The organism is Pseudomonas sp. ABFPK (assembly GCF_001586765.1).
Classification (GTDB): Bacteria; Pseudomonadota; Gammaproteobacteria; order Pseudomonadales; family Pseudomonadaceae; genus Aquipseudomonas; species Aquipseudomonas asiatica.
On the sequence record NZ_LQXW01000007.1, the window covers coordinates 12,559 to 27,159 of the forward strand.

A 14,601-nucleotide genomic window follows, 5' to 3' on the forward strand; every position below is an offset into this window, starting at 1 on the left:
ATAGAACGCGTGATTCTGTCGAACATTCCAGCAACTTCGGTGTTATATTGTTGCACATGAACCGGATGGTTACTTCCTGACCGTCTGGTTAGTTAAAGCGTGTCGACGCTCAACTTGGTCTTTAGGGAAAAAGGCGTGTGAATTGACGTGAAGCGTGACATCCACCTCGTTGTGCTACTGCTATCGGTCATCGGTTGCTCTCTCGCCTCGCTAACGCTGTGGAAGGTCATGGCTTCTCGCGAGCGTGCCCTGGAAGACGTCAATGTCCATGGTCTTAACCTGACCCAGGCATTGTCCACCTATTCGGAAGGTATTGTCCGTCAGAGCTCAATGCTGCTGCTCGGGCTGGTCGAGCGCCTGGAAACCGAAGGCTCCGGACCTGCGCAGATCGAGCGGCTGGATCAACTGGTCAAGCGCCAGCAACCATTGATGCCGCCAATGAGCGGCATCATGATCTACGCCAGGGACGGACGCTGGCTGATGTCGTCCAACCAGCCGACCCCCGTCGGTGCCAACAGCAGCGACCGCGCCTTTTTCATACACCATCGTGACGACCCGTCCCGCGACCCTTTCATCGGCCTGCCAATCCGTAGCCGCGTCAACCAGGAATGGGTGATCACCATCAGCCGACGGTTCAACGATGACCATGGCGAATTCGCCGGCGTTGTCGCCATGACGCTTGGCGTGGAGAACTTCCTGCAGCTATTCGGCAAACTCGATGTCGGCCATGAGGGTGCCATCGGGCTGGCCTATACCGACGGTTCCATGCTGGTGCGCTACCCGTTTCGGGAACAGGACATGGGTCGCAACTTTTCGAAGTCGCCCATCTTTACCAAGTATCTCGTCGACCAGTCAGCAGGCACTGCATCGTTCACCTCCAGCCTGGACGGCGTGGAGCGCCTCTATGCGTTTCGCAAGAGCGACAAGCTACCCTTGGTGACAACGGTCGCGCTGGGCAAGCAGGAGGCACTCTCGGCCTGGCGGCTCGAGGCGCTGCTGTCAACGCTGGTGGTCGCTGTGCTGCTGGCATTGACCGGGGCCATTGGCTGGCTGTTGATTCGCGCCATGAGCCGGCGAAATGCGGTCGAAAGCGAGCTTCGACTGACCCAGCAACGGCTACTCGACAGCAACCAGCAGCTCGAGAGCCTGGCGATGCACGATGCGCTCACGGGGCTTGCCAACCGGCGCTGCTTTGACGAAGCGCTGACTCAGGAAATCCGCACGGCCCATCGCAATGGCACCACGCTGGCTTTGCTGATGATCGACATCGATCATTTCAAACCCTACAACGACACCTACGGGCATCCGGCGGGCGATGCCTGCCTGCAGCAGATAGCCTCCCTGCTCTCCTCCTGCATTCGCCGCCCTCGCGACCTGCTGGCACGCTACGGGGGTGAGGAAATGGCGGTAATCCTGCCCGATACCGACAACGATGGAGCGGCCGTCGTCGCCAGGCTGATGCTCGAGCGCCTGGCCTTGCAAGCCATCCCTCACAAAGGCAGCCCATTCGGACACATAACCGCCAGTATCGGCATCGCCTGCTCCGATGGTACGGCCCTGGACAGCGCGCCATCACTGATTGAGCGCGCCGACCGGGCGCTCTATATCGCCAAGCAGGCCGGCCGCAATCGCCTCCATGTCGACCGGGCGAAGACATAAAGCCAAATAACAAGGAATGTATAAATGCAATCTCATTTCAGCAAAGGCTTGCTCTTTGCACTCTGCGCCGCTGCACTGAATGCAACGATCGGTGTACTCAGCAAGGTATTGATGAACAGTGGATTCAGCTCCAGCAGCATCGCCCTGATAAAAACAGTCCTCGGCTGCCTGTTGCTGTCAGCACTGCTACTGTTCCTCAAGCGGCCACTGCATACGGCCAAATGGTTCCATGCCGCCGTTTGCGCCTTTCTTGGCATTTTTGTGCTGTTCCACTTTGAGACTTCGGCCTATAGCCATTACGCCGCGGCAGGCGTCGTGGTGATCCTGATGGCAAGCGCCTCCATTTCTTCGATATTACTGGGACGGATAGTCCTCAAGGATCCAATCACCGCCAATGCGACAGTAGGCGCCGGTTTGACCATAGCTGGTATTGCCGTGATTTTTGGAGCCGACCTGGAACAAGGCTTCACGCTGCAAGGTGCAGTGCTCGCTTCGATCGGAGGCTGCGGTTATGGCGCATTTTCGGTTGCCATGAAGCGCATGGGCGTTTCCGGGGGGCTGCATTTCACCCGGCAACTATTGTTTTTCGGCAGCCTCTACCTGCTGATGCCGGCTGCAACCGATGGGTTCAACATTGGCGAGCTGTCGCTGGTGGCGGTCATGGCACTGCTGGCGCTGGCCGCGTTGCCGACCATCCTCGGCTTCTTCTGTACCACCAAGGCCATCGAGTACCTGAAACCCTCGCAAGTCCAGGCGCTGGAGCTGACCGAGCCGCTGTTTGCCGCACTGCTGGCGTTCGTGGTGCTCAATGAAGTACCGCGGGACACGTTGTACCTGGGGGCCGGGCTGATTCTCTTCGGCCTGTGCTTCTCCAATGAGCTGATCCGACTGGGCAGGAAAGCGCCACAGCCGTCCAAAGCATGAAACGCGTGCGAGCAAGCACCTCGAGGCATGCATGCTCGCACGGCCGCATTACCAGATCGCAATATCGTAGGTGAGATAAATCCGGTTGCTGTCACGACCTCGGGCAAAGTCAGAGCGGTATACATAGTTGCGAAGTTTCACGCCCAGCCCTTTGACTGGCCCGGACTGCACCACGTAGGCAAGCTCCACATCACGCTCCCACTCGCTGAGCCCGGCATCACCGGAACGACCGTTGTCCCCGCTCAGGTAACGCGCCATGAAGGTCAGCCCGGGCACACCGGCCGCTGCAAAGTTGTAGGCGTAGCTCGCCATCCAGGTTTTCTCTTCCTCCTCGATGAACTTGCCTATGCCAACGTTACTGAACGAGTAAACCGTCGCGCCGCTGATGTACGGCAGCCCTGCCTCGCCGTCGAGCACCTGGTAACCGGCACCGACAGTGTGCCCCGAGTGGGTATAGGACAGCTGCCCACTGAACATGTCATTGTCTATCTGACCACCATGAGCGGCCCCGCTGTCGCGGCTCTTGAAATAGCGCAAGTCGGTGGTCAATACACCGCCGGCCAACGGCAGGTCGTGGACCAGACCTAGGTAGTCCTGGCGATAGAAGTGTTCGAGCTGGCCGTGGAAATAGCTCAAGCGCAGCTGCTTGCTGGCGGCATAGTCGGCCCCGGCAAAGCTGAAATCGCCAGACTCGCTGCCACTGTAACCATCCAGGAACAGGCCGGTGCTGTCGGAGGAGTCCCGCTGCTTGAAACGGTCCAGGTGGCCGGCGGTCAGGGTCAGGCCATCGACATCAGTACTGGTCAGCTGCGTACCCTGGTAAGTCTGAGGCAACAATCGTGCATCGTTGTACACCAGCACCGGAGTCTTGGGCAGCAAGGTGCCATGCTTGACGATGGTCTGCCCCAGTCGCGCCTTGGCGGTTACCCCGGCACTGGCGAACTCGTCCGCGGCACGGCCATCGTCATGCACCGGCAGCAAGCCGGTACCGCTGCGGCCGCGGCCCGAATCGAGCCGTACGCCTACAAGCCCCAGGGCATCGAGCCCCAGGCCCAGCGGGCCTTGGGTGAACCCTGATTGGTAGTCGAGCAGAAAACCCTGTGCCCATTCCACACGCTCGCTCTTTGCAGTTGCAGCAGCGCGGGCGCTCATGCCTTGTTCGTCGCGGAAGTTCTCGTTGAAGTAAACGTTGCGCAGCTGCAGCTTGAGCTTGCCGTCGTCGATGAATCCGGCAGCGCCGGCCACAGGCAGCCAGCCGCAGAGCAGGCCACAGGTGGCCCGGCGGAAAACAGTTCGGGACATTTTCGATACTCTGTTGTTGTTCTTGGATGAGGTGGGCGCCAGCGGCGCCCGAAGCCGATCAGACGAAGAAGGACAAGGCACCCGTGACCAAGGCCAGTGCGGTGATGACCAGTGATGTCAGCACCGCCCATTTCACGGTGGCCTTCTGGAAGTCGCCGATGTCGCGATCGACCATGCCCACCAGCAGCAAGGTCGAGGCCACCAGCGGGCTCATCAGGTGCACTGGCTGCCCCAGCACCGAGGCGCGGGCGATTTCAACCGGGTCGATGCCGTAGGCGGCCGCAGCGTTGGCAAGGATCGGCACCACGCCAAAGTAGTAAGCGTCGTTGGACAGTACGAAGGTCAGCGGCATGCTGGTCAGCGCCACCACCAGCGGGAACCAGTGGCTCCACGCCTCGGGAATCCAGTCGACCAGGGTCTGCGCCAGCGCATCGACCATCTTGGTGCCCGAGAAGATCCCCGCGAAGATGCCTGCGGCGAATACCAGCAGTACCACTGTCATGGCATTGCCAGAATGGGCGAGGATGCGCTCTTTCTGCAGATCCAGCTGCGGGTAGTTGATCATCAGCGCCGCGACGAAACCGATCATGAACAACAGTGCGGAATGCATCACACCCATCACCAGCGCTGCCATGACGGCAATCACCAGCACCAGGTTCACATACGCCAGGCGTGGGCGCTTATGTGGGCTCTCGCCGAGGATTTCCTTGATGTAGCAGTTGCCGCCACCCGACTCCAGGGCGATGTTGCCGATGCGTCGGCGCTCGGCGCGGCCCAGCAGGAACGCGGTGAACACCACCCAGGCCGCACCGCCGATCACGGTCGGCAGCATCGGGATGAAATACTCGGTCGCATCCAGCCCGAGCGCGGCAATGGCCCGGGTAGCCGGACCACCCCAAGGGCTCATGCCACTCATGATGCTCAGCGACAGCATGGATACCGTGGCCAGGATCATCGGGTTCATGCCGATGCGCTTGTACAGCGGCAGCATGGCCGCACAGGTAATCATGTAGGTGGTGGTGCCATCACCGTCGAGCGCCACCAGCAGCGAGAGCAGCGCGGTACCGATGGCGATCTTGACCGGGTCGCCATTGACGCGCTTGAGGATCTTGCGGATCAGCGGGTCGAACAGGCCGGCATCGATCATCAGGCCGAAGAACAGGATAGCGAACAACAACAGGGCCGCCGAGGGCGCCACCATTTTCAAGCCATCGAGCATCATCTTGCCCAGCTCGGGGGCGAAGCCGCCGATCACTGCAAAGACAATGGGTACCACGGTGAGCGCAACGATTGGCGACAGGCGTTTGCTCATGATCAGGTAGGTGAAGGTCACCACCATGATCAGGCCCAGGAGTGCGAGCATGGTTTTTTCTCTTGTTTTTATTCTATTGCGGCCATCGGCAAGGCAGACGGCCCCCTACCCCACTCGGCATCGCTGGGATGCTGAGTGGGATTCTAAGTCAACTATGGAAGGTGAGGAGGCTTTTCAGCCGCGATGCCGAGGCTCGGCAGACCAGTCGGCCTGCGCAATATCCGCCTCTTCCGGTGCAGCCGGAATGCCGTTCAGGCGGCGCAGCAAGGTTTCCCGCTCACAGGCATTCTCCGACAGCGAGATGACCACCGTGGCCACGGCATTGCTGGCCAGGCTGGTCAGGGCACGCGCCTCGGACATGAAGCGATCGATGCCGATCAGCAAGGCAAGCCCTGCCAACGGGATGTCGTGAATGACGGTCAAGGTCGAAGCCAGCGCAACGAAACCACTGCCGGTCACACCCGCTGCGCCTTTTGACGACAACAGCATGATCGCCAGCATCGTTACCGTCTGGCCGAGGCTCAGGTCGATGTTGCAGGCTTGAGCGATGAAGACCGCCGCCAACGACAGGTAGATGGCAGTACCGTCGAGGTTGAAGGAGTAACCGGTTGGCAGTACCAGCCCGACCACACCTTTCTTGCAGCCCAGTTTCTCCAGCTTTTCCAGCATGCGCGGCAGTACAGGCTCGGTGGACGAGGTGCCGAGCACCACCAGAAACTCCTCGCGGAAATAGCGCAGCAGCTTCCACAAGCTGAAGCCATGGGCACGGCAGATGCCGCCAAGCACCACCAGCACGAAAAACGCACAGGCGATGTAGAGCGTACCTACCAGCTTGGCCAGTGCACCCAGGGACGTCACGCCATACTGCCCGACGGTGAAGGCCAGGGCACCGAAGGCGCCGACCGGTGCGAAACGCATCAGGTAGCCAAAGATGCGAAACACCATGGTCGAAGCAGACTCCAGCACATCGAGTACCGGCTTGCCCTTCTTGCCCATCGAAGACAAGGCGAAGCCGCTGAGCACCGCGATGAACAGCACTGGCAACACTTCACCCTTGTTGAACGCCCCGATGAACGTGTCGGGAATGATATGCATGAAGAAGTCGACCACGCTGAGCTTCGCCGCAGATGCGGCGTACTGGCCGAGCCCCGCAGTGCTGAGAGTGGCAGGGTCGATGTTCATGCCGACACCAGGGCGGAACAGGTATACCGCTGCCAGGCCGATCATCAGGCTGATGACAGTCAATACCAGGAACAGCAGCAAGGTCTTGCTCATCAAACGCCCGAGGGAGCGCTTGTCGGTCATCCCGGCGATACCGGTGACGATGGTGCAGAAAACCACCGGCGCGATCATCATCTTGATCAGCTTGATGAACGCATCACCCAGAGGCTTGAGCGCAACGGCCTGTTGCGCCCAGAAGTGACCGACCACCACGCCCAGCAGGACGGCGCAGAGGATCTGGAAGTACAGCGATTTGGCGAGTCTCATGAGGCATCACCCATTGTTGAAATTGTGCGGATGCGCTTGTTGCGAATGTACAGGTCCGGACTACCGCCTGGGCCTACCCCGCCAACCTGCGGAATGTAGGCGCGTAAACGAAGCCTGAGAACAACCGCCGGGCAGTTCGCACCACAGAGGCCTGAATCGTCTTGCCATCTGCGCCACTGCGCGACAGCGCGACATCGATACCGCCGCTTGGATGTTCCAGACGCACTTCGGTCAACTGCACGGCGCCCTCGCCCAGCAGATCGCCGATCACCGTACCTGGGCTGACGCAGGCAGTCGCCAGCCCTATCGCTCCGGTGATGGCCAAGGCGCGGTGGCAGTTGTGCGGCATGAAGTAGCGAACCTGCAACGTGCCGTCATAACGGGGCTTGGATACCAGCACCGGTTTGGGAATGACCATGCCGCTGACATCACCCAGGCCCATGGCCTTGCCGGCCTTCAGGCGCAACGCCTCGAGGCGCTCGAGCAGTTCGCCGTTGGCGTCGAGTTCGGCCGGGGATTCCGAGCCGGTGACGCCCAGCTGGCTGGCCTCCACCACCATCATCGGCATGGCCATGTCGATGCAGGTGACCGCAACGCCGTCGATCACATCCTTGGCCTTGCCAGTCGGGAACAGTTTGCCGGTCTTGCTGCCGACCGCATCGAGGAAGGTCAGGTGTACCGGGGCGGCAGTGCCCGGTACGCCATCGATCGCCGTGCGGCCTTCATAGCGCACGATGCCGCCGGGGGTTTCCACCAGCGAATTGACGAAAGTGCCGGTGTTCAGGTTGCGAATACGCACCAGCGTCTTGCCGTCCTGGCCTTTGACAAGACCTTGCTCGATGGCGAACGGGCCAACGGCGCACAGCATGTTGCCGCAGTTGGGCGCGGTATCGACCCGGCGCTGGGCGACCATGACCTGCACGAACAGGTAATCGACGTCGGCGTCGGCATGCAGCGAGGGGCTGACAATCGCTACCTTGCTGGTCTGCGGGCTACCGCCACCGATGCCGTCGATTTCCAGTTCATGCCCGGAACCCATCAGGTTGATCAGCAATTCGTCGCGTTCGACCACATTGGCAGGAAGGTCCCATGCATGGAAAAAGGGGCCCTTGGAGGTGCCACCGCGCATGAGTACGCAAGGAATTCGTTGCATGATTTCGCACTCTTGTTGATCAATGGACATCATTGATGCTGTGGACAAAAGATTGACAGGGATGGATAAATCAATCCAATGCAAATATCGTAGTTATTGTTCCGATTTGAGCATCAATACCGAACCCAATGCCAAGAGCGATCCGAGATGGAATATGAGCTGCAAGACATACGATCTTTCGTGAAAATCGCCGAACTCGGCAGCTTCCACGAAGCCGCAGAAGCGCTGCACCTGTCCCAGCCCGCCTTGAGCCGACGGATCAAGAAGCTCGAGGAAGGCTTGGGCACTTCGTTGCTGGAACGCACTACTCGTCGGGTCAGCCTGACCAGCGTCGGGCGTGACTTCCTGCCCAAGGCCAGGCGCCTGCTGGATGACTTCGAAGACTCGATCCTGAGCATTCGCGAACTCGCAGAACGACAGACCGGCCAGGTAACCCTCGCCTGTATTCCGACCGCAGCGTTCTATTTCCTGCCATCGGTGATCCGCGACTACAACGAGCAATACCCCAAGATCCGCATTCGTCTGCTGGACCTCAGTGCCAACGACGGGCTCGAAGCCGTGCTGCGGGGTGAAGCCGATTTCGGCATCAACATGATGAGTGGCCAGCACCCGGACATCGAGTTCGTCTCCCTGGTACAGGAGCACTTCGTGCTGGCCTGCCGCAGGGACCACAAGCTGGCGAACCGTGAGGCCGTCACCTGGACAGAACTGGCCGACTACCGCCTGATCGGCGTAGGCCGGCTTAGCGGTAACCGGATGCTGCTGGACCATGCCCTGTCCGGGCTCAACCTGCGGCCCAAGTGGTTCTATGAGGTTCAGCACCTGTCGACCTCGCTGGGCATGGTCGAGGCCGGGCTGGGCGTGTCGGCCATGCCCAGCCTGGCCATGCCCAGCGCCGACCACCCGACCCTGGTCAGCGTGCCGCTGATCGAGCCCCAGGTAACCCGCACCCTGGGGTTGGTCTACCGCAGAGGGGCGTCGCTGTCGCCGGCAGCGGAGAAGTTCGTGTCGATCCTGCTGGACAAGTGGCCCAACCGTTGAACGAAATGCCTTGCTTCCGGCTCGGCACGGCGCAGGGGAAATACGGGCTGAGTTCATGGTTCACTCCCCGCCCAGGCCCAGCTTGTTGGGCCGGCGCTTCTCGATTGCAAACTTGAGCAGTGCCGCGCTGCGGAACAGGCCATGGGCAAACTTGCCATAGGGCAGCGTGATGAACAGCGCCATCACCGTCCCCAGGTGAAGCGCCAGCACGATCGCCATCGCTGCGGTATCACGCAGGCCCAGCAAGGCGAGGCCTGTGGCGCTGACCAACAGCAGAAGCAGAATGAAGGCCCGGTCCATGGGGCGCTGGGCCACATCGCCCTGCTCCGGCGCCCTGCGCAGGTTCAGCGCCAGCAACCCGGCCGGCCCGACAATCAAGCCAATTCCGCCCAGGGTTCCGAGCAACACCGGTGCACTCAGCAGCGGGTACGGCGCCTGCTGGCCCAGCAGGTAGTGATAACCGGTGGCGACCACCGTGGCGGCAAAGCACAGCATGAAGCCGTAGAAGGTGAAGTGATGGAAGCGACGGCGCCAGAGCGTGTAGCGATCATCGGCATTGTTGCAACCTTGGCCGTGCCCACCGTCGAGGTATTTCAGGGTCAACACCGCGCTTGATGCCTCGAACACCGCCCCTTTGGCCGGTTGCGCCAGCGCCTCGGCAGGCGAGACCGAGCGCCAGAAGCGACGTACCGCCACCGCCAGGGCCAGCGCTGCAGCGGCAAAGACGCTACCGAACATCAGTGCCAGGGTGTTGTGCGGGAAGACCGCATAGAAATTCCCAGCCAACCGCCCGGGCAGCAGCGTGCCGTTGACGAACAAGGTCAGCAGCAGGAACAGCGACAAGGCTACGGCCAATGCACTGGCGACATAGGTGCCGTTGTGCCTGTACAGCCGCCCGAAGAGGGCCGGCCAGGCGTACTCGGCGTATGTCTGCCCGCGCACCTTGGCCATCGCCTGGGGCACGTTCACCGCGAATTCGTGGGGCTGCGCGTACTGGCAGGCATGCAGGCAGGCGCCGCAGTTGTGGCACAGGTTGGCCAGGTAATGGATATCGGCCTTGCCGAACTCCAGCCTGCGGGTCATCGCCGGGAAAACGGCGCAAAAGCCCTCGCAGTAACGGCAGGCATTGCAGATCCGCATTTGCCGGTCCACTTCCTGCTCCTCGACGTTCAACACCGGGATCAGTTCGAGGGCCGGCCCGGCGGTGTCAGGCTGGCGTGGCTCAGGCAGTTGCGCAGTCATGGCTCTTCTCTTTTTCTGGATGTTCGTAACCCGCCGCCGCAGCAGCGCTGGTCCCGGCGATACGGCCGAAGGCGGTGCCGATGGACATGCCGACGCCTGCGGTGTAGCCCTTGCCCAGTACATTGCCCGCCATCATTTCGCCGGCAACGAACAGGTTCGGGCTGGGACGCCCGTCGAAATGGACGGCGGCGGTTTCATCGGTGCGCAGCCCCAGGTAGGTGAAAGTCACGCCAGGGCGCAGCGGGTAGCCGTAGTAAGGCGGCGTATCGATCGGGCGCGCCCAGTGGCTTTTCGCCGGTTCCAGGCCTGCGGTGTGACAGTCGTCCAGCCGGGTGTGGTCGAAAGTGCCCACCTGGCAGGCTCGGTTGTAGGCATGCACGGTTTCCAGGAAGGCCTGCACAGGCAAACCGAGCAGGCCGGCCAACGCCTCCAGGCTATCGGCAGTGGCGCCTGGAAAAACCGGTGGCATGAAGCGCCCGAGGGCTTTCTGGTCGATGATAGAGAACCCCACCTGCCCAGGCTGATGCGCCACCAGGCGCCCCCAGATGGCATAGCGCTTGGGCCAGAAATCCTCGCCTTCATCGTAGAAGCGCTGGCCATCGCGGTTGACCACCACGCCCAGCGACACACAATCGATGCGCGTGCAGATGCCGCCGTCGTACAACGGCGCACGAGCATCGATCGCCACCATGTGCGCCTGGGTCGGGTCGCCAATCGTGTCGGCGCCCTGTTCGATCATGCGGCGCAACAGCACCCCGTCATTGAAGCGCGTGCCACGGATCAGGAAATTGTCCGAAGGCCACTCCCCTCGCTCGTTCTGCCCCCACGCCTCGCGCAACCACTCACGGTTGGACTCGAAGCCGCCGGCGGCAAGCACACAGGTACGCGCCTCGATGCGCTCGGCAGGCAGGTGTCGCCCCTGAACCTCACGCGCCGGCACATGGGCCGCGACGAAGCGTCCGCCCTGCAGTTCGATGTCGGCTACTGGCGTGTCGTAACGTATCTGTACGCCAAGGTTTTCGGCGCTGCGAAAGTAGGCGTTGACCAGTGCCTTGCCGCCGCCCATGAAGAAGGCGTTGGTCCTTGCTGTGTGCAGCGCACCCGACAACGAGGGTTGAAAATGCACGCCATGGCGGCGCATCCACCCGCGACAACTGGAGGACGCGCGAATCACCAGCCGCGCAAGCTTTTCGTCGGTCTGGCCACCGGTAACCTTCAGCAGGTCCTGCCAGAATTCTTCTTCCGGGTACGCCTCGACCAGCACATCCTGCGGTCCATCATGCATACACCTCAAGTTGCGCGTGTGTTGTGAGTTGCCACCACGCCAGGCGCGGGGTGCGGCCTCGAGCAGCAGCACGCTGGCTCCGGCCTCTCGCGCCATCAGCGCGGCACAGAGGGCGGCATTGCCCCCTCCGATGACTAGCACATCGATCATTTCGCCTCCAGATCACGAAGAGCCGAATGTTCGGCTGCTCCTCGTGACCGGGGACTTTAATGAGCGCCCGCAGACCGCGAAACGCGATGGTCGGGGGGAGGCATTCAGTTTTTCTAAAGGGTCGGAACAAGCGCCCCCGGCGCCTGGGTCAAAGCAGCCGTGCGCCTGGCCATCGGCCCTGCTCCACCAGCTCCCGGGCAACGTCCTGCAGTACGATCCGCGTAGCCAGCGCCGCCGGTGAGAGCTCGTCATCAGTCAGGCTGACAATCACATTGCGACGCTGCGCCAGGGCTTCGTCGACAGCAAACACGCGCAGGCCCGCCTGATGCGCCCGGGCCACTGTCGCGCCTGGTTGGATGGTGGCGGCATGGCCCGCACACACGCAATCCATCAACAGCGACAGGCCATCGACTTCCATGACGATGCTGGCCTCCAGCCCTGCCCGCTCGAAAATCGAGCGCAACGTCGTGCGCAATCCATGCTGGTTGCTGGGCATCACCAACGGCAACGTCGCGATCTGTTGCAACGTGAGCGACTCGCCCCAGCCGTCCTTGACCAGCGGTGCGGGAACCAGCACGAACAGCCGCTCCGTCAGCAGCCCCCGCACCTCCAGGCGCGGCCCCGTCTCTGCCTGGAACAGCACCGCCAGGTCAAGGTGCCTGGCATTGAGCTGGTTCATCAGGTAACCAGACAGCATCTCCACCAGGTGCAGACGGATATCGGGATAGCGCTCTCGCATCCTGTCGATCAAGGCAAGGCCAAGAATCGAAGCCGTGGTCGGAGCCAGCCCCACGCTGGCATAGCCGCTCATGCGGCCACTTTGAGCTGCCAGCACAGCATGTTCCGCCTGACGAAGCGCAAGACGCGCATGGTATTCGAAGGCCAGTCCGGCCGCGGTCGGCGCTACGCCGGTGCTCGAACGCGTCAAAAGCCGGGTACTCACCTCGCTCTCCAGCTTCGACAGTTGCTGGCTCAGTGCGGAGGCGCCGACCCCGAGCTCGACCGCCGCCCGGCCAAGACTGCCGTACTCCAGAACACTCAGGAAATAGCGAAGCTGACGTAACTCCATACAGATCTCTTCAACGATGGGGGCAGGCCTGGAGCATGTTAAACGTATTTGCACAGCGTGGGCGGTCAAGCCTTGATCGACAGGACGCTATGGTGGAACGGACTGGCCCGCCCTCATGGAACTGCATATAGCTGGATGATTGAGCAGGGCCTCTGTGGGAGCGGGCGTGTCGAGGCGTCGAACCGCCGCGAACACCGGCGCAGCCGGTGCCAACCACCGCGTTGAATTCTTCGCGGGCACGCCCGCTCCCACAGAGGCCGCGTCGCGCTTGCGAATTGAGTTCTCTGCGCGACAGCGCAGCCCAAAGGGCTGGGCGATCTCCTGCAAGGCCTTCTTTTCGTCTGCAGGAACCAATCTGGCAGGCCTTGCAATACATGCGAAAAATCGTATATTTGAAAAACCATATATATCAAGCATGAAAAGCAAACACCGAGAACTGCCATGACTGACTCGCTGACCCCGACCCAGGTCTTCAAATGCCTCGCCGACGAGAACCGCATTCGGATGATGCTGCTGATCGCTCGCGAGGAAGAGCTGTGCGTCTGTGAACTGATCTGCGCCCTGGAAGAAAGCCAACCCAAGGTTTCTCGCCACCTCGCACAACTGCGCACCTGCGGCCTGCTCGAAGACCGCAGGCAGGGCCAATGGGTTTACTACCGCCTGCATCCAGAGCTTCCCGCCTGGGTACGCGATGTCCTGGTAACCACGCTGGATGCCAATCGCGAATGGTTGAGCACCAGCGCCAAACGACTGGACACCATGGGTGACCGCCCTCAGCGCGTCGCTGCCTGCTGCTGACCACTGCCGAGAAAAAAAGGCATTTCTCGCATTGCCTTTCGAACAACTGGATGCCGCCCGGCTCAAGGCCGAGCTGGCGATCATCGGAACGCGCTGACGTTCAGGGAGATACACCATGAGCAAAAGCCGGCTTTCCTTCCTCGACCGCTACCTGACGGTCTGGATCTTCCTGGCCATGGGCCTGGGGATCGCTCTCGGAAGCCTGTTCCAGGGGTTGCCAGCGTGGCTGAACAGGCTGTCGGTGGGCTCGACGAACATCCCCATCGCAATCGGCCTGATCGTCATGATGTACCCGCCATTGGCGAAGGTGAAATACGAGGAGTTGCCACAGGTCTTCAAGGACAAGCACATCCTTGCACTGTCGCTGATCCAGAACTGGGTGATCGGCCCGGTGCTTATGTTCGGGCTGGCAGTAGTGTTCCTTTCCGACAAGCCCGAGTACATGACCGGCCTGATACTCATCGGCCTGGCGCGTTGCATCGCCATGGTGTTGGTATGGAACCAGATCGCCGGCGGCAATAACCAGTACGTGGCCGGCCTGGTCGCCTTCAACAGCATTTTCCAGATTCTGTTCTTCAGCGTGTACGCCTGGATCTTCCTGGGCCTGCTGCCGCCACTGTTCGGCCTGGAAGGTAGCGTCATCGAGACCAGCTTCCTCGATATAGCCCAATCGGTGTTGATCTACCTGGGTATCCCGTTCCTGGCCGGTTTCCTGACCCGCAAGACCCTGATCAGCCGTAAAGGCGCCACCTGGTACCAGGAGCACTTCATTCCGAAAATCAGCCCGCTGACCCTCGTGGCGTTGCTGCTGACCATCGTTGCCATGTTCAGCCTGAAAGGCGACATGGTGCTGCAACTGCCGCTGGACGTGCTGCGCATCGCCATCCCGCTGACCATCTATTTCGTGGTGATGTTCTTCTTCAGCTTCTGGATGGGCAAGCTACTGGAGGCCGACTACCCCCGCACCACTGCGCTGGCCTTCACCGCGGCAAGCAACAATTTCGAACTGGCCATTGCTGTGGCCATCGCCACCTTCGGCCTCGCCTCGCCGGTCGCGTTTGCCACCGTCATCGGGCCCTTGGTGGAAGTGCCGGTACTGATCTCGCTGGTTGGCGTGGCCTGGTGGCTCAAGCGTCGCTGGTTCGATCAGCCATCTGGCGCCTTGTCTCAGGAGTGAA

Annotated in this window: 12 protein-coding genes; 5 read left to right on the forward strand and 7 right to left on the reverse strand. The window is 61.3% G+C overall.

Features of this window, described 5'->3' with window-relative positions:
- The first annotated feature begins 147 nt into the window (after nt 1-147).
- Together WM94_RS06425 and WM94_RS06430 are read left to right on the forward strand one after the other, a co-directional pair.
- A complete protein-coding gene (locus tag WM94_RS06425) occupies nt 148-1,659 on the forward strand; it encodes a sensor domain-containing diguanylate cyclase (RefSeq protein ID WP_082044652.1) in 1,512 nt (503 codons plus the stop codon).
- 24 nt (nt 1,660-1,683) lie between these two features.
- A complete protein-coding gene (locus WM94_RS06430; RefSeq protein WP_061550733.1) occupies nt 1,684-2,583 on the forward strand; it encodes a DMT family transporter in 900 nt (299 codons plus the stop codon).
- 48 nt (nt 2,584-2,631) lie between these two features.
- Here WM94_RS06430 and WM94_RS06435 read toward each other — a convergent pair whose 3' ends face one another.
- The 4 genes from WM94_RS06435 to WM94_RS06450 all read right to left on the reverse strand — a co-directional run bounded on the left by WM94_RS06435 (nt 2,632) and on the right by WM94_RS06450 (nt 7,838).
- Nucleotides 2,632-3,885, reverse strand: a complete 1,254-nt coding sequence (locus tag WM94_RS06435; RefSeq protein ID WP_061550734.1) for an OprD family porin — start codon at nt 3,883-3,885, stop codon at nt 2,632-2,634.
- Between the two features lie 58 nt (nt 3,886-3,943).
- A complete protein-coding gene (locus tag WM94_RS06440; RefSeq protein ID WP_013972233.1) occupies nt 3,944-5,248 on the reverse strand; it encodes a CitMHS family transporter in 1,305 nt (434 codons plus the stop codon).
- 123 nt (nt 5,249-5,371) lie between these two features.
- Entirely contained in the window at nt 5,372-6,685 is a 1,314-nt protein-coding gene (gene dctA, locus WM94_RS06445; RefSeq protein WP_061550735.1) for a C4-dicarboxylate transporter DctA, read from the reverse strand.
- Between the two features lie 73 nt (nt 6,686-6,758).
- A complete protein-coding gene (locus WM94_RS06450; protein ID WP_015270082.1) occupies nt 6,759-7,838 on the reverse strand; it encodes a 4-oxalomesaconate tautomerase in 1,080 nt (359 codons plus the stop codon).
- A 147-nt stretch (nt 7,839-7,985) separates the two neighbouring features.
- Between WM94_RS06450 and WM94_RS06455 the strand changes: the two genes are divergently transcribed.
- Nucleotides 7,986-8,879, forward strand: a complete 894-nt coding sequence (locus WM94_RS06455; protein ID WP_013972231.1) for a LysR family transcriptional regulator — start codon at nt 7,986-7,988, stop codon at nt 8,877-8,879.
- Nucleotides 8,880-8,939: 60 nt separating this feature from the next.
- On the opposite strand, the gene tcuB is transcribed toward WM94_RS06455, so the two are convergent.
- From tcuB to WM94_RS06470, 3 genes are all read right to left on the reverse strand, one after another.
- A complete protein-coding gene (tcuB, locus tag WM94_RS06460; RefSeq protein WP_054573822.1) occupies nt 8,940-10,121 on the reverse strand; it encodes a tricarballylate utilization 4Fe-4S protein TcuB in 1,182 nt (393 codons plus the stop codon).
- A complete protein-coding gene (gene tcuA, locus WM94_RS06465) occupies nt 10,102-11,556 on the reverse strand; it encodes an FAD-dependent tricarballylate dehydrogenase TcuA (protein ID WP_015270080.1) in 1,455 nt (484 codons plus the stop codon). Before tcuA ends, tcuB begins: the two co-directional genes overlap by 20 nt.
- A gap of 148 nt (nt 11,557-11,704) precedes the next feature.
- Entirely contained in the window at nt 11,705-12,625 is a 921-nt protein-coding gene (locus WM94_RS06470; protein ID WP_013972228.1) for a LysR family transcriptional regulator, read from the reverse strand.
- 441 nt (nt 12,626-13,066) lie between these two features.
- On the opposite strand from WM94_RS06470, the gene WM94_RS06475 reads away from it, so the two are divergent.
- Nucleotides 13,067-13,423 (forward strand): metalloregulator ArsR/SmtB family transcription factor, encoded by a 357-nt coding sequence (locus WM94_RS06475; RefSeq protein WP_039612841.1) that lies wholly within the window; start codon nt 13,067-13,069, stop codon nt 13,421-13,423.
- 115 nt (nt 13,424-13,538) lie between these two features.
- Entirely contained in the window at nt 13,539-14,600 is a 1,062-nt protein-coding gene (gene arsB / locus WM94_RS06480; RefSeq protein ID WP_061550736.1) for an ACR3 family arsenite efflux transporter, read from the forward strand.
- Nucleotide 14,601 lies beyond the last annotated feature (1 nt).